Source organism: Tumebacillus flagellatus, from assembly GCF_000714935.1.
Classification (GTDB): Bacteria; Bacillota; Bacilli; order Tumebacillales; family Tumebacillaceae; genus Tumebacillus; species Tumebacillus flagellatus.
Genome location: NZ_JMIR01000021.1, coordinates 20,502 through 35,830, shown reverse-complemented (window position 1 = coordinate 35,830; position 15,329 = coordinate 20,502). Strand labels below are relative to the sequence as shown.

Genomic DNA, 15,329 nt, shown 5'->3' with positions numbered 1-15,329 from the left:
TCCATTGGAGTCTAATTTTTAATGTTGTACCTTTATGATAGAACAAAGTATATATTCACGCAATAATTAAAGGGATTCTATTTAAGTAGGCTGTTTCAAGAGCATAACAAAAAAAGCATGCGATAAAGTCGCATACTTTACTCATATCCGCCAATTTTGTCCAAAACTCCCGCTAAACAGGATTGAAATTTCTCTTGATCTTCATTTGATCTCTTTTTCGGTCCGCGCGTGCGGCCTCCGCCGCGCCGGTGTTTGGCTGCCGATTCGCGCATTTCGAGCAACAGCGGCATCGACCCGCTGTCGTACTCGGTGCCGTTCGGGTGCAGCGCATACCCGCGGCGCCCGAGCACCATCGCCGCCAGCCCGATGTCTTGCGTGATCACGACATCGCCCGCTTTCAAGCGATTGAGAATCGCCAAGTCCACCGCTTGGGCATGCCCGTCGACCACCAGGCGGTTTTGCGCCTGCTGTTCGTGGTGGACGTTGGTGACCAGCCACACGTCGAGGCCGCGCCGTTCACCCTCTTCCAGCGTGAACTGCACGGCCCCGCGCGGGCAACCGTCCCCGTCGATCCAGATTTGGAGCGTCATCGCTTCGCTTCCGTCACGTGCTCGCGAATCACCTCGGGCACGCCCTTGATCGTGTCCAGCGTGTAGAAACGCCCGACCACCGGCACGTTGAGATCCGCTTGGTCGAACGACCAGCCGCCTTTGTCGGGAAGATGGATGGCGTGAATCCCCTCTTCAAGCGCCGGGCGAATGTCGTTGCGCGCCGAGTTGCCGACCATCCACGTGTGCGGATGCTCCAACCCGCGCTCTTGCATGATCTTCGCCAGCACCGAGCGGTTTTTGTGCTCCGAGATAAACCGGCGCTTCTCCGGGAAGAACTCGTGCAACCCCGCGTTCAAAACTTTCGCCGTCTGAATCTCGTGGTCGCCGCCCGTGTACAGATACAGCTCATGCCCCTCGGAGCGCAGTTTCTCCAGCGTCTCGTGCGCGTGCGGGTAGAGTTCAATCGGCTTGGTGTACACGCCGTAGCCGATCGCCGTCAATTCGTCCTCTTCGTGCTTCACAGGCGTCTTGCCGTACTTCTCGCACATGAGGCGGTACGTCGCCGCCAGCGATTCCGGGAAGCGGTGTTTGCCGAGCCCGTGCTGCTCGATGCCGGAGAGGTCGATGTGTTGCTGCGTGTCGTCAATCAATTTCCGCTCAATGGGAGTCCCTTTGAAAAACGAAAGCATCGCGTTCAAAAACTCCGTGCGCGCTTCGTTGAAAAATCGATTGCAATGAATGAGTGTGTCGTCCAAATCGAACAACAGATGTTGTTTCATCTCCTGTTCCCCTCCTCTCGCGGGTATTCTATCATTCTATAGCATCTGTCCATGAAAAAAAAGCCGACGAACGGGGTTCGCCGGGTAGCCGTTTTAGAAATTGCCGTTCGGGTAGAGAGCCAAATATGCCATCCACAGCGCAACGGCGACGGCGATTCCGACCAATGCCCAGAGGAGAACCCCTTTTCCGTCGCGGCTGAAGACAGCCCGCAAGAAGCCCATCGTCCACGGGGCCGGCGTGTTCGGGTAGGCCGCGTGGTACTCTTCTTCGATGTCGGTGTACTGCTTGTGCATGTTCTCTTCGAATTTATCGTCAAACTGTCTGCGTTCGCTGCGCTTTTGGTCTTCGTGGTTCATTCGCCATCTCCCCCTTCTTCTGCTGCTCTCTAGCGTCTGCAATTAGTGCATTTTCATTCCGACCCGGCGAATCAACACGGAATACTTCACGTCGATTTTGGTTTTCGGAAACACCTCCGACCAGTTGGGGATCTGCTCGAATCGGTCGTAGCAGCGCGCCCGCACTTTGTCTCCCAACGAGAACACGTCCACTTTGTACTGCTTCTGCACTTTTTCCACCAGATGCTTCGCCCGCTTGTTCATCTCGTCGGTCAGCGCCTTCTCGACGCTGCGGAACGTGACCTCATCTGTAAAATTGAGGGCACCCATCGACTCGATCACGTCCACTTCCAACTCCACTTGCGCCGTCATGCGAAACGTGTCGCCATCCGGGGTGACCCGGGTTTTGGTGTGGACTTTTTTCGGATGGACGGTGATGTAGTCGGTGTGGTTTTTCTTCTTGGGGATGATGGGGGAGACGATCGTGATGTTGCCGCCTGTCTGCTCTTCACGGAGGTTCATCAACACCCAAGATTCCTGTTCGTTGAGCGTTCCGACCATTTTGTCGTCGTGAAACATCGCCAACCCTTCCCACTTGACGTCTTGCTTGTCCGGCTCGATCAAATTGGCGATCGGCTCCACCCCGGTGGACGAGCGGTCGATAAACCAATGACCGAGCGTGATGTCGGGGATGCGGCCTTGCTTGGAGCCGTTTTCGATCAAGTCCATGACGTATACGATGGGGATCTGCTCCAGTTTCGGATCGGAGTTCAACAGGTCGACGGCAGGACCCGGCGTGACCAACAGCCAAAGCAGGCGGCGCATCTGCGGGGTGCGGCGGATGGCGTCGATGATGCCGGCCATGTCTTCTTCGGCGATGTCTTGGGAAACGGCAATTACCCGTGTGTGCCCGTAGAACAGTTCTTGGTTCAGTTGTTGCTGCAACTGCCGCAGCGCGTCGGCCATCGATTCTCCGGTCGCCGACATCACTTTGACGGCGTTTTTGCCGCCCTCTCCCGCGGAGCCGCCGCCGGAGCCGGCGATTTTGATCGGGATGGGAATCTGCACGGCGACTTTGACCATCTTGGCGTCTGTGTCTTGGCTCTGCTCCCGGTCGACGGCGAGGGCGACGACAGACGTGCGCTCTTCCAACTCGCGGTTGTCCCAACACCCGGTCAGCAACAGGGAAAACAACACGAGAATCAAACTCACCGCCATCCATGCTCTAGCTCGCCGCCCGCGCATCCGGCGTGCCTCCTTCGCCCTTTTTGCGCTTTCCGCCGCGAATCAAAGCGATCACCCAGAACAGAAACGGCATGACAAACGCGGTTCCCAACCCGAAATAGCTTGTGTAGGCGAGGTAGTGAAACAAATCCTCGATGTTGCGCGGGTACATCGCGATCAGGTACGTGATGACGGCAAGCCCGGGCGGGCTCCACCACTTCCGTTTTTTGAAGCGGCAAAACTGTCGAAACGACCAATTGGCGCAAAAAAACCAATTTCCCGCCGACGTGAACACCGCAGCGACCCACACCGCCAAAAACACCGCTTCCAACCGTTCCAAGACGAGACCCGGCACCTGCGTGCTCTTGACCAACTCCAAGGTCGGCCACGCTTGACGGGACAGCTCTTCATAGCCGAACGACATGATTCCCGCGATGACGATCAACAAATAGATGAGGCCCGCAATCAACAAACCGTACAGCTGCCACCGCATCATCCGCGGTTCTTTGCTCAGGTGGGAGTTGTACATGAGCATCGCTTCAAAGCCGAGTAAACTGGTCATCGCCGGCAAACTCGCCTGCAAGACCCCTCCGATCCGGTGCATGGAGAACAGCGGCAAGATAAAGTCGAGATGCGCCGACTGAAACGAAGAGAGCGCGATGAACAAAACCGGCACGACGATCAACCCCAGCAACACTTCGTTGACGCGCACGACCACTTCCACGTTGTAATACGCCAGCATGATGCACAAAAGCAGCATCGTGGCGACGATCACTTCCAGCGGCGTGTTGACCAAAACGGCCGTCACCACCACTTCGCCAAACGTCCGCAACACGATCCCGGTCGACCAGCACCAGTAGAAGAGATAGAGAAGCACAAAGGGAGCGGACAGCAAGCGCCCCACCCATTTCAAACGGGTGCTTCCGAACAGGCTTTGCAAGATCTCCACGATCGTCTGCCCCGGATAGCGGTGGTTCAAGTCGTAGATCACCATCAGACCGAGCAGTGAAATCAAAAGCGCGATCAACACCGAGATCCAGCCGAATTGGTGTGCCTGTTCCGTCGTCGCGCGCGGAAGGGTGAGCACGCCGACTCCGATGATCGTGCTGGCGTTAAACGCCATCGCTTGGTAGCGGGTGATGAGAAATTTACTGGTCTCCGGACTTCCGGTCGTCAGGTGTCGTTTCGCTTGGCTCATAAGGTTCAATGTCCTCCGCGGATGTGGGGTTGGTGCGTTCGAGTTCGTCGTTCTCTGCGAACAGGTTCGGTTTTTTCCTCATGTTGTACAACGGGATGCGGATCATGCTGTCGCCCATTTGCAACAAGTTTGACGGGGTCAAGGGGGCGAGGTACGGCACGCCGAACGATTTCAACGAGCAGAGATGCACGACGATGAAGATGAAGAACAACATGATGCCGTACAGTCCAAACGCCGCCGCCAACAGCATCACGGGAAAGCGCAGCATCCGCAGCGCGATGGCGGCGTTGTAGCTCGGAGCGGCAAACGACCCGATCGTCGTCAACGCGACGACGATGACCATGATCGGGGAGACGATGCCTGCACGCACCGCCGCTTCCCCGACGATCAACGCTCCGACGATGCCGATGGTCGGGCCGATCGGACCCGGCAGCCGGACGCTCGCCTCGCGCAAAATCTCGATGGAAATCTCCATCGCAAGCGCCTCCACCACGGACGGAAACGGCACGGTCGCCCGACCGGCGGCCATCGCGATCACCAGCTTCGACGGGATCATCTCCGGATGAAACGACGTAAACGCGATGTAGAACGACGGCAGCAACAGCGCCATCGTCATCGAGAGCGCCCGAATCAATCTCAGCAACGTGGCGATCAAGAAGCGCTCGTAATAATCCTCCGGGCTTTGGTACAACTGCGCAAACACCACGGGGGCGATGAGCGCAAACGGAGACCCGTCCACGAGCAGCACGAGCTTGCCTTCCAAGAGGTTGGCGACCGCTTTGTCGGAGCGCTCCGTATTTTGCATCATCGGAAACGGCGACCAATGGCTGTCTTCGATGAATTGCTCGATGTACCCGCTCTCAAGGATGCTGTCCGTGCGAATGCTTTTCAGCCGGTTCTCCATCTCCTGCACGACTTTGCGGTCGGCGAGGCCGTCGATGTAGATCATCGAGACATCGGTGGCGGTGCGCGTGCCGATCTTCATATTGACGATTCGAAGATCCGGATCTTTGATCCGGCGGCGGATCAGCGCGGTGTTGACGCGCAACGTCTCCGTAAAGCCTTCGCGCGGGCCGCGCACGACCGATTCGGAGACGGGCGGCTGCACCGATCGTTTTTCCCAGCCTTGCGTGTTCAGCAACAGCCCGCGCGACGCCCCTTCAAACAGCAGCGCCGTCGAACCGGACAGCACGCCGCGCACCAGTTCGCGGCGCGACAGCACCACCTGCGCGTCGGCGCGCGGGAGCAGATGCCGCAGGGCGATTTCAGGCGCCTGATCCGGTTCAAACGGTTCCAGCGGCGGGAGTTCCACCGTTCCCAGCATCAGCGGCGCGAGAATCTGCTCGTCGATCGTTTCCGATTTGACCAAGCCGTCGAGAAACACGAGATGCGCGCGCCATTCCCGCCGATGCCCCCACGAAAAGTCGCGAATGACGAGATCGTTGCTGTCGCCGAGCAGTCTGCGAATCTCCTCCAACTGCCCCTTCGTATGGTGCAACAGCTCATCGTCGGGGACTTTCCGGATTTGCTCTTCGAACCTGTTCTCCAAGACTTGGCTTTGTTTCGCGTCCTTGGTCTTGCGCCTCTGATACCGCCCCATGCGTCAAACCTCCTTCCGTTCCCCGCATCTGCCAGCACATGCAAAAAAGGCCATCCTTAGAATGTTAGGATGACCTCTCTGCGAACGGGTTATGTGCAAGTTTTGGATGCGTTTATCGACGTTTCATCTCGTCATGCAATTCATCGTAAAAACGAGCTTCCGACATCGCGATCTGCACGCCGGCGCGGTAGATCGCCTGCAGATGCTCCGGTTCCGTAAACTCGACGAGCACGTCGCGGCACAGTTGGTAATGGCGCGGTTCGTGCTCGTCGGCGTGCGCCATCCAGAAGCCGACATTGACTTTGCGCTCGCGGCTGTAGTTCGGGTGACGCAACCCTTGGCCGATCAACCCCATGACGAGCCCGGCGAACAATTCCGAACCCAGGCCCACGGCCGCCATCGCTTCCAGCGTCGTCGCTTCTTTCAGGAACGAAAGAAACGCGTCCACCGCCCGCTTCGCCGCTTCTCCCACCGGATAGTTCGGCACGTGTTCGTCGCTGATCTCCACATCGGGAGCCACAGACTCCAAAAACGTGCGGTACAGGCGGGAATGATAGCCCTTGGGATTGCCGCGTCCGGCTTCATCCCAGAGGTTGTCCACCAGCGGCACCCACCAGCGGTCGAGCGGTTCCACCGCCGCGATCGCCGCCCCCAACACACGGGGGAAATTGCGGCTGTAGTAGCTGTATTGCAGGGCAAACTCGCGAATCTGCGCCGGAGTGAATTCCCCGTTGCCAAGCGCCGTCAAAAAACGACCCTGCACGATATGAGTCTCTACTTCTTGCATCACGGCGCGTTCCACATCTTGGTATGTATGAAATTCTGCTGTCATCGCTTGCATCTCTGGTCTCTCCCAACTTCTCATTCTGTCTTGTCTGCAGGTGATGGCGGGGAGGGGGTTTTACGCCCCGTCCCCCGCCGTGTTACTTCGCGCGCACCGCCCGGTACACGCGATAGCCAAGCCGCCGCGAAAATTTCTCCGTCAGCGCTTGGTGGGCGCTCCAAATGTCATACAGCCTTGGATCGACCGATTGCGGCGCATCGAACTCCGGCAACTCCTGCGGCGGCGTGTGATCATCGGGCAACGCCGACGCCACCGTTCCGCCGCGCACGACGGAAACGGAGGCGAACCCCGCTCCTTGCAGCCGCCCCGCCCATTCGGTTTCGGTCGGCACTTGGCGCGTGTTGTAGACGCTCGCCAACTCCTCCAGCTCTTTGGCGGACAGCGGCCGCTCCGCCGTCATCTCCAAATCGAGCAACACGCCGCCCGGTTTCAGCACGCGGGAGTACTCGCCGAGCGCGGTGTTGATGCGCGTGAAGATCGTCACCGACTCCACCAGCACCAGATCGAACGACCTCTCCGGAAACGGCAGCCGGTGCACGTCGCCCTGCAACAGCTGCACGCCGAGCCCCTCCCGCTGAAAACGCCGGCGCGCTTTCTCCAGCATCAGCGGATGTTGGTCCAGCGCGGTCACGCGAGCCCCGTAGGTTTTGACGAGGTAGGCGGCCGTCTGGCCGGTGCCGCAGCCTGCGTCGAGCACCTGCGACGCGCGCGTCAATCCTTCTTTCGCCACCACATCCCGGGTCAGCGCCAAACCGCCCGGATGAGCGCCTCCAATTCCAAACGTCGCTAAAAAATCATGATACGTCGGCTCATTCACTCGCACTCCGCTCCCCTGCTTGCGATCGCTGTCAAATCGGTCTTCGTATCATATGTATGACCGCGAGCGGGAAAAAAGCTACGAACGCCGCCAGTTGCGCACCAACACGTACGCGGTGACGATCGCAAGACCCGAAACGAGCATGATGCCGCCCGCCAGCTTCAGCCATTGGCTGTGCAAATCGGCGTAGCGCTCTTGATACTGGCCTTGCACCATGAGAATGTCCTGCTCCACTTGATGGTAGAGGCTGTACAACCAGCCCAAGATCCCCAGCTCCGCCACCAGCGCAAGCAACAGGTTGATCCGTTTGCTCACTGCTCTTCGCCCTCCGTCTGTTTCTTCAGCGTTCGCAGGTAATGAACCAACGCCTCCATCACTTGCGCGTCGCTCCACTTCTCGACCGCTTCCCGCTCGGCGCCGTACGGTTCCAAGATCGTCTCGCGCACATAGCCTTTCAGATCGGGCGGAAGCGTCCCCATCAACCGGTCCTGCCGCTCTTCTTTGCCAAAAAAATACGAGACCGGCTTGCCGAGCACGTCCGCCATACCGCCGATCACTTGCATGGAAGGGTTTCTCTTCACCCCGCGCTCCAACTCCCGCAAATAGGTCGGAGTCACGCCGACGGCTTCGGCCAACTGCACCGCCGTCAGCCCCTTCTCCGTCCGCGCCTCCCGAATCAACGTCCCCAAATCCACCATGATCCACCTCGGAACACATGTTCGTATTCAAGCAATCACAAGAGATCGCGAGAGCTTTCGCGACCTGGTCGCCGATTTTCAGCCCTCACAGCCTTGGACGAAACTATAGATTCGCGCTTATACTAAAAGCACAACATCCATTCTAACATAGAACTCCCACTGACAGGAGGGCTTCCCCATGATGACTGAGCATGCAATTTTGATTCGTTGGCCAAACGAGGACACCGGCGGGTACTTCAAGGTGCCCGGCTGCCTCGTCGATGCCAACACCGCGTTGGCGATTTTCGATGCTCACCTCGAAGTTCATCTGGTCACCCCGACCGATCATCCTCACGAATTCGACCTGCGTTTTGCTTCCAACCCGTTGTTCTACGTCGGCGACGACCTCCCGGAAATCTTCCACGACCTACGCCGCCTCTCGCTCCTCGAATTTGCCGGCAAGTACACCCACAGCGATTACCACGCGACCGAAGCGCCTTGTTGATTTTTTTCATAACGGAAAGCCCTCCGGACGCTTCGGCGCGCCAGAGGGCTTTTCAGGTAGTGGGCTTCTGTTACAAGCGCAGCAACTTCTCCACGATCGGCACATCGGCCGGAGCCAAGTCGTACGACAGCAGCTCGTCCGGCTGCACCCAGCGCACATCTTGCACATCCAGCTTCTGCAACTCCCCGCTTCGGCAGCGGCAGGAGTAGCCCATCAGCACGACGTGACGGTCTTCATAGGTGTGCGACACGACTTCCAGCACGTCGCCGACTTCGATTTCGATACCGAGTTCTTCGCGGATTTCCCGTGCCAGTCCCGCGCGCGGGTCTTCCCCCCACTCCAGCTTGCCGCCGGGGAATTCCCACTTCAGCCCCATGTGCGTTTCAGGTTTGCGCTGGGCGAGCAAGATCCGCCCGTCGCGCTCGATCACGGCCGCCGTCACGACCAGCTGTTTCATCGCCCGGCGCTCCCGCTTGCCGAAAGCCGTTGCAACGTCAGCGCGAACACCCCGCTGGTCAGCGTCACTTCTTCCGGCGAGAGGTCGACTTCGATGTCTTGCGGGTTGATCGGCAACGTCACCGACTGCGGTTCTCCGCCCGCTTCTTCCTCCGTCTCGCGAAACAGGAATTCCAGCGCCACATCTTCTCCCGCTTCCGATTGCACGAGATCGCACAGGTCAAACGTCGACGCGAACTGCGCCAAGAGGTGGTCGTGGACGACTTCTCCCCGCTCTTCCTGCATCTCCAAGCGCACCCACACAGGGGTCTCCGCAAACAAACTCTCCAAAATTCCAATCAAATCATCCAAGCCGCTGACCGGCTCATACAGTTCAAGTTCATCCATCTCTGTCTTCCTCCTTCTCGTCAACGTGGGTTATTGTACCATATGTCTCCGTACTCTGTGCCGGAATGGTCACGAGCCGCACAGTATGATACCATTAGAGTACCCATTTTCCACTGAAGGAGAGATTCGCCATGGAAACTCCGAAGATCACGGTCGAATACTGCAACACCTGAAACTACTTGCCCCGCGCCGTCAGTTTGACGGACGAAGTTCTGAAGTACTTTGGCCCCAAGATCGGTTCGTTCACGCTCTTGCCCTCCACGGGCGGCGTCTACGAAATCACGTTTGACGGTGAATTAATCTACTCCAAGAAAGCGCTCGGCCGCTTCCCGGAAGACGGAGAAGTGTTGGAGTTGCTCCGGCAGAAGATTTTTGCATAACGTATGCGAAGAACCCGGCCACCTGCGCGGCCGGGTTCTTTTTGTCTGGTGTCTGAAAAAACTTACTGGGAGACGGTGAAGGTGACGCGTCCGCCCGCTTCCAGTTGCGTGCCGCCGGCCGGGGATTGTTGCGAAACGGTCCCGGACGGCGTACCGTTGCCTTCGATGGTAAACGAGTAGCGATAGCCGGCTTGGAGCAGCGCTTGCTCGGCAGCCGCTTGCGTCAAGTTGGTGAGGTCAGGCACCGTCCCGGTAGGAGTCGGCGTGCTCTGCTGGTTCGAATTCGGCGACGTTTGCACGGTGCCCGCGCCCGGTCCGCCCGGTGTCGGGCTTTGGTCGGAGTTGACCGTCAAGACCACCATATCGGCGGTGTTGACTTCCGTGTTCGGGTCTGCCGATTGGCGGTAGACTTTGCCCTTGGTCACCGGGTCGTCCGCCGAGCGGTACACCCATTGAATGCGATCGGTCGGATAGCCGTTCTCGCCGAGGATTTGGATCGCTTGTTCTTCGGTTTTGTTCAAGAGGTTCGGCATCTTGATCGTGCGGCCTTGCTCCGCTTGGCCCGCGCCGGTCGTGGCGGTCGAAGAGTCGCTGCCAAGCGTCCACCAGATGCCGACGGTGACGATCAGCACGGCGACGATCGCCGCCACGTAGATCATCGGACGGCGCTTCGGCTTCATCGTCTCTTCCGCCATCTTCTTGGCGGCCTCCGCTTTTTTGACTTGGGCGACCTTCTTCTGCAAAGTGCCTTGCGCCATATCTTTGACCGATTTCACGGAGTCTTTTACGGAGTCTTTCACTCGGCCCAACGCTTGCGAATTGCCCGCTCCGCCCGTCGGTTCTGCTGCCGCCGCCGCTTCCGGCTGGGCTTTTCCTTTGGCGGTTTGGCGGCTTTCCACGCGCGAGAGCACCGGCGTGCTCATCGATTGAGCGATGCCTTTGATCTCCTTATACAACTCTTGCACCGAGGTGTACGGTCCGCGCACCGATTTGGCGAGGATGCGCTCGACGATCAAGAGCAGGTGCTCCGGGAGCCAGAGGTTCTCCGTGCCTTTCGTGCGGGAGAGCGAATTGCGCACGTCGCTGACCACTTGCTGGGTCGGCAGGAAGTCGGAATACGGTTCGCCGGTCAACATTTCATAGAGCAACACGCCGCTGGCGTGAATCAATTCGACTTGTGAGCGCCCTTGCTCAAGACCACCGAGCAGCGGGCCGTACCCGATCATTTTGAGAAATCCGTCCTTGGTGATCAGAACGGAGGTTGGCGCGATGGTCAGCGCTTGGATGCCGGCGCGCTCGGCGGCGGCGACCGCTCCAAGCAATTGGTTCAGCAGGTCCACGGCGCGTTCCGGGGTCAGCGGGCCGCGCTCGCGCATCCAGCGGGCGAGGATTGTGCCATCCAGGTCTTCGGTAATCAAGTAGAGGTTCGGTTCCTCCACCACCACATCGTATATCGACAACAAGTGCGGTTCATGCAAACCGGCTGCTTTGGCGATCTCTGCTTCCCAGGTGGGACGAGTCTCCGGCGTCACGTTTTCCGCGAGGCGCATCACCGCCACTTTCCGATCCAGCGATTCGTCCTGCGCGTGAAACAGATCACTTCGGCCGCCGACGGCATCGATGAAACGGTATCGGCCGGCCAAGATTCGCTCGTTCATGTCCATCCCCCTATCATTTTGGACAACCTATACGGGTCATCATATACCTATTACGTAGGGCGTGGCAATTTTATGCGGGTCGATCTCCTGCCCTTTCAACCAATTGGACGCGGCTGGAAGGCCGTTTGTTCCTCTTTTTTTGGTTCTTTTCTTCCAAACTTCGGATTTGATAAGATCAATGCACAATTATCAGATCGGAGCCGACTGCACCTCCGAACAGAAGCCGGAGAACCGGCACGAAAGTCTCCGTGCACGAATAAAAAACCCCCTTCCCATCGTTTTGCCGTCGGGAAGGGGGTTTTTTTGCGATTTTTACTTCTGAATGTGCTTCACCAGCTGCGACGCAATCCCGGTGTACGACGCCGGGGTCATCGCGAGCAGGCGTTGCTTGTCGTCCGCTTCCAGCTCCAAGCTTTCCACAAACGCACGCATCGTCTCTTGCGTCATCGCCGCGCCGCGGGTCAGTTCTTTGAGCTTCTCGTACGGGTTGTCGTGACCCGCTTTGCGCATCACCGTCTGAACCGGCTCCGCAAGCACTTCCCACGCGTGGTTCAGGTCGTCTTCCAGCGCTTGCAAGTTGATGCTCAACTGTCCGAGACCGCGCAACGCCGATTGCAGCGCAAGGTACGAGTGCGCGACACCGACGCCCATGTTGCGAATCGCCGACGAGTCGGTGAGGTCGCGTTGCAGTCGGGAGATCGGCAGTTTGTTCGCGAGATGATCGAGCACGGCGTTGGAGAGGCCGACGTTCGCTTCCGAGTTCTCGAAGTTGATCGGGTTGACTTTGTGCGGCATCGTCGACGAGCCGACTTCGCCCGCCACGACGCGCTGCTTGAAGTAGCCAAGCGAGATGTACTGCCAGATGTCGCGGTCAAAGTCGAGCAAGATGTTGTTGAAGCGCATCATGACATGGAAGCACTCCGCCATGTAGTCGTGCGATTCAATCTGCGTGGTCAGCGGGTTGTACGCAAGGCCCAGACTTTCCACAAACGAAGACGCGATCTCTTCCCAGTTCAAGTTCGGATACGCCGACGTGTGCGCGTTGAAGTTGCCGACCGCCCCGTTGAACTTGCCGAGGAATTCCAACTGACGGAACTGGCGCAGTTGACGCTGCCAGCGGTAGACGAACACGGCGATCTCCTTGCCCACCGTGGTCGGGGACGCGGTTTGACCGTGCGTGCGCGCCAGCATCGAGACGTCCTTGGTGTTTTCCGCAAGGTCCGCCACAGCGCCGACGAATTTCTCCGCCAGCGGCAAGTAGACGTCGTGGATCGCCGTCTTCAACATCAGCGCGTGCGAGAGGTTGTTGATGTCTTCGGACGTGCAGCCGAAGTGCACGAACTCCAACACGTCGACGAGGGTGGAATTCTGGAGTTGTTCCTTAATGAAGTACTCGACCGCTTTCACGTCGTGCTTCGTGGTGCGCTCGATCTCCTTGATGCGCGCCGATGATTCTTCATTGAAGGAAGCGGAAATACCGCGCAGCGTGTTCACTTCCGCGTCGGTAAACGGACGGACTTCCGCGAGTCCGTCGACTTGCGACATCTTGATCAGCCATTCAATTTCCACATGAACGCGGAATTTCAACAGCGCCCATTCGGAAAAACATTCATTCAACCCGTTCATCTGTTCGGCATAACGGCCGTCGAGCGGAGAGATCGCTTTGATCGTCATGGTGGTAAGTACCTTCTTTCCAGCTAGAGATTCAAGTAGAGATTCAAGCTCGGAGCGAGTTCATGCAACTCGAAAATCTCCTGAGCCGTTTGTGCATCCGGGATCGGGGTGCGGCGACGGTTCAACCAGACGGCGGGGATGCCGGCCGCCTGCGCGCCCAAGATGTCGGCCGACCACGAGTCGCCCACCATCAAGGCTTCGTGCGGTCGTGCCCCGCACAGCTGCAGCGCATGGCGGAAAATCGCCGGATCGGGTTTCTGCACGCCGACGTCCTCCGACGTGACCAAGTGGTCCACCAGCGCCGTAAGTCCGCACGCTTCCAGTTTGTCCACCTGCACGTGTGTCATGTGGTTGGTCAGCACGACAATCTGCACGCCTCTCGTGCGCAAACTCGTCAGCAACTCCACCGCACCGGGAACCGAGCGCCGCGACACCGCATACACCTGTGAATACAGATCGGCGATTTCCTGCGACTCCTGCGGCCGCAAGTCCCGGCCGCAGGAGTGGAACAGCAGGCGAAAGCGTTCCAGCCTCGCCTCTTCAAGCGTCATCCGGCCCTGCAGCACCGCATGGTGCATCTCGTTGAGCAAGAGGTAGAACTGCCCCTCCAATTGCTCGACCGATTTCTGCTGCAGATCCGGATACCGCTCGCGCACCGCCGACAGTCCCGCTTCACAAGAATGCCGGTGATCGAACAACGTCTCATCCAAATCCAGCAAGACCGCTTTCACAGCCGCACCTCCGCTCCTTGTAAGCTCCCCCTTAGTATAGCACAAATACGAACGATGAAAAGTATCTTCTCCTCAATGTTCGTGTTTTATTTCTCCCAGTCTCTGCATAGAGATTAGTAAACTGCTAGCCTCAGAGGGAGGAACGTGACATGCCGCGACGCGTGATTCATTTTCAAAAAGGAAGAAGCCACGAAGAGCTGTGGAATGCATTGCGAGACCAATTCCAGCAGGAGTACCGCTTGGTTTCCATCGACCGCAAAGGAATCGACTCGAAACCGCAAGAAGATGCGGAGACGGTCGTGCACATCTTGGAAGAGTTGCAATGGCCGGATGCGGTCTTGATCGCGCACGGCGAGGACTGCCGGTTTGCCCGCGACTTGGCGATGCTCGCGCCCCAGCGCGTGTCGGCGCTTTTTTTGGTCGATGCGCCGGATGACGTGACGGTGCAAAGCACCCGCCACCCGTTTTTGCATGTCACCACCGCCGACTCCGGGCGTCAGGACCCGTTTGTGCTGGAGAATTCCGCGTTGCTTCCGGAAGTGTTTCACGCGTTCTGCACACTGCGGTTGCGCGGGTGATTTTTTCATGAGGGTTCAGCAGGTCTCCATGTGATCGTACGAAAGCCGCACCGCTTCAAGATACCGCGCCGGATACACCGCCCCCGCCCGCTGACAAAGCCGTTTCGCGGCGGCGGCAAACAGCGTCAGCAATTGCAGCCACGCCTCTGCCATCGAACGCCGATCCCGGTCGAACACCGCGCCGTTGAGCAACGCCAAGTCCTCCGGCGCAATCACTTTGACGAAACGGCGCGGGTAGGCGTCTCCCGTCATCGCCGGGTCCGCCTCGATCGCGAGCAGATAGAACAAGCGGTCATGGAGCGCTTGCAACCAGCCCGACGCCTGCCAGAAATCATCGCGCAAGATGTACACCGAAGCCAGCGCAAAGTTCCACGCCAAGTTGTCTACTTTCTCTTGCACATGCGCCCGAAACTCCAAAACGCCCGGCTCATCCACAGGAGGCAACGGGTCCAACAGCGATTGCGGGTCATAGTAGACGTGCCATTCGCCATACAGTAATTCACGGCGCTGATCCGGATCGGCACCGCGCGCCGAAGCGGTCGTATGCACATGGAAGTCCAATTTCCACTGCACCGGCCAACCCTCAAACCAGAAAAACCACACCCGCTCCGTGGGGCTGTGCCGACGAAACGCAAAGTCCGTGTGATGCAACACCGGCTGCATCGCCGCAATCCGCTCCGGCACTTCGGAAAAAAACAACTCAAACTCCGCCTCTTCCACCGCCACATAAAAATCCACATCCGACCAGGAGTCTCCGCCGCCGCGCCCCAGCGACCCGCCGAGCCACACGGCCTGCACCCGCGGGTCTTGCAAAAACTCATCCCGCAGGCGCTCGACCCATTCGTTACGAACTTGAACTTCCATCCTGCTCTGCTCCTCTCCAAACAGTAACCTCTGTAGTGGTTACTGTAAAATTACCATGACAACCTGTCAT

The 15,329-nt window shown here is 58.4% G+C and carries 19 protein-coding genes; 3 read left to right on the top strand and 16 right to left on the bottom strand.

Annotation, left to right across the window (positions count from 1 at the left end):
* Nucleotides 1–137: 137 nt before the first annotated feature.
* The 10 genes from EL26_RS14195 to EL26_RS23855 form a co-directional block, all read right to left on the bottom strand.
* Entirely contained in the window at nucleotides 138–590 is a 453-nt protein-coding gene (locus EL26_RS14195; RefSeq protein WP_038090100.1) for a DUF188 domain-containing protein, read from the bottom strand.
* Nucleotides 587–1,330 carry an HAD family hydrolase gene (locus EL26_RS14190; RefSeq protein WP_038090097.1) on the bottom strand — a complete coding sequence of 248 codons (744 nt, stop codon included), beginning with the start codon at nucleotides 1,328–1,330 and terminating at the stop codon, nucleotides 587–589. The genes EL26_RS14195 and EL26_RS14190 overlap by 4 nt, the downstream gene beginning before the upstream one ends.
* A gap of 93 nt (nucleotides 1,331–1,423) precedes the next feature.
* Nucleotides 1,424–1,687: a hypothetical protein gene (locus EL26_RS14185; protein WP_038090094.1), complete on the bottom strand. Its 264-nt coding sequence runs from the start codon at nucleotides 1,685–1,687 to the stop codon at nucleotides 1,424–1,426.
* Between the two features lie 42 nt (nucleotides 1,688–1,729).
* Complete coding sequence (locus EL26_RS14180) at nucleotides 1,730–2,911, bottom strand: Ger(x)C family spore germination protein (protein ID WP_052036387.1); 1,182 nt, start codon at nucleotides 2,909–2,911, stop codon at nucleotides 1,730–1,732.
* The gene (locus EL26_RS14175) at nucleotides 2,892–4,088 is read right to left on the bottom strand and encodes a GerAB/ArcD/ProY family transporter (RefSeq protein ID WP_052036386.1); all 1,197 of its coding nucleotides are present in this window, start codon (nucleotides 4,086–4,088) and stop codon (nucleotides 2,892–2,894) included. Before EL26_RS14175 ends, EL26_RS14180 begins: the two co-directional genes overlap by 20 nt.
* Complete coding sequence (locus tag EL26_RS14170; protein WP_052036385.1) at nucleotides 4,039–5,688, bottom strand: spore germination protein; 1,650 nt, start codon at nucleotides 5,686–5,688, stop codon at nucleotides 4,039–4,041. The genes EL26_RS14175 and EL26_RS14170 overlap by 50 nt, the downstream gene beginning before the upstream one ends.
* Before the next feature lie 112 nt (nucleotides 5,689–5,800).
* On the bottom strand, nucleotides 5,801–6,529 hold the full coding sequence (locus EL26_RS14165) for an iron-containing redox enzyme family protein (protein ID WP_238546121.1): 729 nt from the start codon (nucleotides 6,527–6,529) through the stop codon (nucleotides 5,801–5,803).
* Nucleotides 6,530–6,611: 82 nt separating this feature from the next.
* The gene (locus tag EL26_RS14160; RefSeq protein WP_038090091.1) at nucleotides 6,612–7,349 is read right to left on the bottom strand and encodes a class I SAM-dependent methyltransferase; all 738 of its coding nucleotides are present in this window, start codon (nucleotides 7,347–7,349) and stop codon (nucleotides 6,612–6,614) included.
* A 78-nt stretch (nucleotides 7,350–7,427) separates the two neighbouring features.
* Nucleotides 7,428–7,664 carry a hypothetical protein gene (locus EL26_RS14155; protein WP_038090089.1) on the bottom strand — a complete coding sequence of 79 codons (237 nt, stop codon included), beginning with the start codon at nucleotides 7,662–7,664 and terminating at the stop codon, nucleotides 7,428–7,430.
* Nucleotides 7,661–8,047: a helix-turn-helix domain-containing protein gene (locus EL26_RS23855; RefSeq protein ID WP_052036384.1), complete on the bottom strand. Its 387-nt coding sequence runs from the start codon at nucleotides 8,045–8,047 to the stop codon at nucleotides 7,661–7,663. The genes EL26_RS14155 and EL26_RS23855 overlap by 4 nt, the downstream gene beginning before the upstream one ends.
* A gap of 178 nt (nucleotides 8,048–8,225) precedes the next feature.
* Between EL26_RS23855 and EL26_RS14145 the strand changes: the two genes are divergently transcribed.
* Nucleotides 8,226–8,531 (top strand): hypothetical protein, encoded by a 306-nt coding sequence (locus tag EL26_RS14145; protein WP_038090086.1) that lies wholly within the window; start codon nucleotides 8,226–8,228, stop codon nucleotides 8,529–8,531.
* Between the two features lie 70 nt (nucleotides 8,532–8,601).
* Here the strand turns inward: EL26_RS14145 and EL26_RS14140 are convergent, their stop codons facing one another.
* Both EL26_RS14140 and EL26_RS14135 read right to left on the bottom strand, forming a co-directional pair.
* Entirely contained in the window at nucleotides 8,602–8,988 is a 387-nt protein-coding gene (locus EL26_RS14140) for a (deoxy)nucleoside triphosphate pyrophosphohydrolase (RefSeq protein WP_038090083.1), read from the bottom strand.
* Nucleotides 8,985–9,374, bottom strand: a complete 390-nt coding sequence (locus EL26_RS14135; RefSeq protein WP_038090080.1) for a hypothetical protein — start codon at nucleotides 9,372–9,374, stop codon at nucleotides 8,985–8,987. The genes EL26_RS14140 and EL26_RS14135 overlap by 4 nt, the downstream gene beginning before the upstream one ends.
* 179 nt (nucleotides 9,375–9,553) lie before the next feature.
* Between EL26_RS14135 and EL26_RS14130 the strand changes: the two genes are divergently transcribed.
* Nucleotides 9,554–9,754 (top strand): SelT/SelW/SelH family protein, encoded by a 201-nt coding sequence (locus EL26_RS14130; protein ID WP_081857213.1) that lies wholly within the window; start codon nucleotides 9,554–9,556, stop codon nucleotides 9,752–9,754.
* Nucleotides 9,755–9,816: 62 nt separating this feature from the next.
* On the opposite strand, the gene EL26_RS14125 is transcribed toward EL26_RS14130, so the two are convergent.
* The 3 genes from EL26_RS14125 to EL26_RS23850 form a co-directional block, all read right to left on the bottom strand.
* Nucleotides 9,817–11,412 (bottom strand): PASTA domain-containing protein, encoded by a 1,596-nt coding sequence (locus EL26_RS14125; protein ID WP_038090078.1) that lies wholly within the window; start codon nucleotides 11,410–11,412, stop codon nucleotides 9,817–9,819.
* A gap of 312 nt (nucleotides 11,413–11,724) precedes the next feature.
* Nucleotides 11,725–13,086 (bottom strand): adenylosuccinate lyase, encoded by a 1,362-nt coding sequence (gene purB, locus EL26_RS14120; RefSeq protein ID WP_038090075.1) that lies wholly within the window; start codon nucleotides 13,084–13,086, stop codon nucleotides 11,725–11,727.
* Nucleotides 13,087–13,109: 23 nt separating this feature from the next.
* Nucleotides 13,110–13,817, bottom strand: coding sequence for an HAD family hydrolase (locus EL26_RS23850; protein WP_052036383.1), 708 nt, complete (start codon nucleotides 13,815–13,817; stop codon nucleotides 13,110–13,112).
* 149 nt (nucleotides 13,818–13,966) lie between these two features.
* Between EL26_RS23850 and EL26_RS14110 the strand changes: the two genes are divergently transcribed.
* A complete protein-coding gene (locus EL26_RS14110) occupies nucleotides 13,967–14,395 on the top strand; it encodes an alpha/beta fold hydrolase (RefSeq protein WP_038090073.1) in 429 nt (142 codons plus the stop codon).
* A gap of 15 nt (nucleotides 14,396–14,410) precedes the next feature.
* Here the strand turns inward: EL26_RS14110 and EL26_RS14105 are convergent, their stop codons facing one another.
* On the bottom strand, nucleotides 14,411–15,259 hold the full coding sequence (locus tag EL26_RS14105) for a nucleotidyltransferase domain-containing protein (RefSeq protein ID WP_038090071.1): 849 nt from the start codon (nucleotides 15,257–15,259) through the stop codon (nucleotides 14,411–14,413).
* Between the last annotated feature and the right edge of the window lie 70 nt (nucleotides 15,260–15,329).

What these genes read in the sequence shown, in the direction of transcription:
- EL26_RS14195 (WP_038090100.1), bottom strand. Translation starts at nt 590, where the DNA reads ATGACGCTCCAAATCTGGATCGACGGGGACGGTTGCCCGCGCGGGGCC.
- EL26_RS14190 (WP_038090097.1), bottom strand. Translation starts at nt 1,330, where the DNA reads ATGAAACAACATCTGTTGTTCGATTTGGACGACACACTCATTCATTGC.
- EL26_RS14185 (WP_038090094.1), bottom strand. Translation starts at nt 1,687, where the DNA reads ATGAACCACGAAGACCAAAAGCGCAGCGAACGCAGACAGTTTGACGAT.
- EL26_RS14180 (WP_052036387.1), bottom strand. Translation starts at nt 2,911, where the DNA reads ATGCGCGGGCGGCGAGCTAGAGCATGGATGGCGGTGAGTTTGATTCTC.
- EL26_RS14175 (WP_052036386.1), bottom strand. Translation starts at nt 4,088, where the DNA reads ATGAGCCAAGCGAAACGACACCTGACGACCGGAAGTCCGGAGACCAGT.
- EL26_RS14170 (WP_052036385.1), bottom strand. Translation starts at nt 5,688, where the DNA reads ATGGGGCGGTATCAGAGGCGCAAGACCAAGGACGCGAAACAAAGCCAA.
- EL26_RS14165 (WP_238546121.1), bottom strand. Translation starts at nt 6,529, where the DNA reads ATGCAAGCGATGACAGCAGAATTTCATACATACCAAGATGTGGAACGC.
- EL26_RS23855 (WP_052036384.1), bottom strand. Translation starts at nt 8,047, where the DNA reads ATGGTGGATTTGGGGACGTTGATTCGGGAGGCGCGGACGGAGAAGGGG.
- EL26_RS14145 (WP_038090086.1), top strand. Translation starts at nt 8,226, where the DNA reads ATGATGACTGAGCATGCAATTTTGATTCGTTGGCCAAACGAGGACACC.
- EL26_RS14140 (WP_038090083.1), bottom strand. Translation starts at nt 8,988, where the DNA reads ATGAAACAGCTGGTCGTGACGGCGGCCGTGATCGAGCGCGACGGGCGG.
- EL26_RS14135 (WP_038090080.1), bottom strand. Translation starts at nt 9,374, where the DNA reads ATGGATGAACTTGAACTGTATGAGCCGGTCAGCGGCTTGGATGATTTG.
- EL26_RS14125 (WP_038090078.1), bottom strand. Translation starts at nt 11,412, where the DNA reads ATGAACGAGCGAATCTTGGCCGGCCGATACCGTTTCATCGATGCCGTC.
- purB (WP_038090075.1), bottom strand. Translation starts at nt 13,086, where the DNA reads ATGACGATCAAAGCGATCTCTCCGCTCGACGGCCGTTATGCCGAACAG.
- EL26_RS14110 (WP_038090073.1), top strand. Translation starts at nt 13,967, where the DNA reads ATGCCGCGACGCGTGATTCATTTTCAAAAAGGAAGAAGCCACGAAGAG.
- EL26_RS14105 (WP_038090071.1), bottom strand. Translation starts at nt 15,259, where the DNA reads ATGGAAGTTCAAGTTCGTAACGAATGGGTCGAGCGCCTGCGGGATGAG.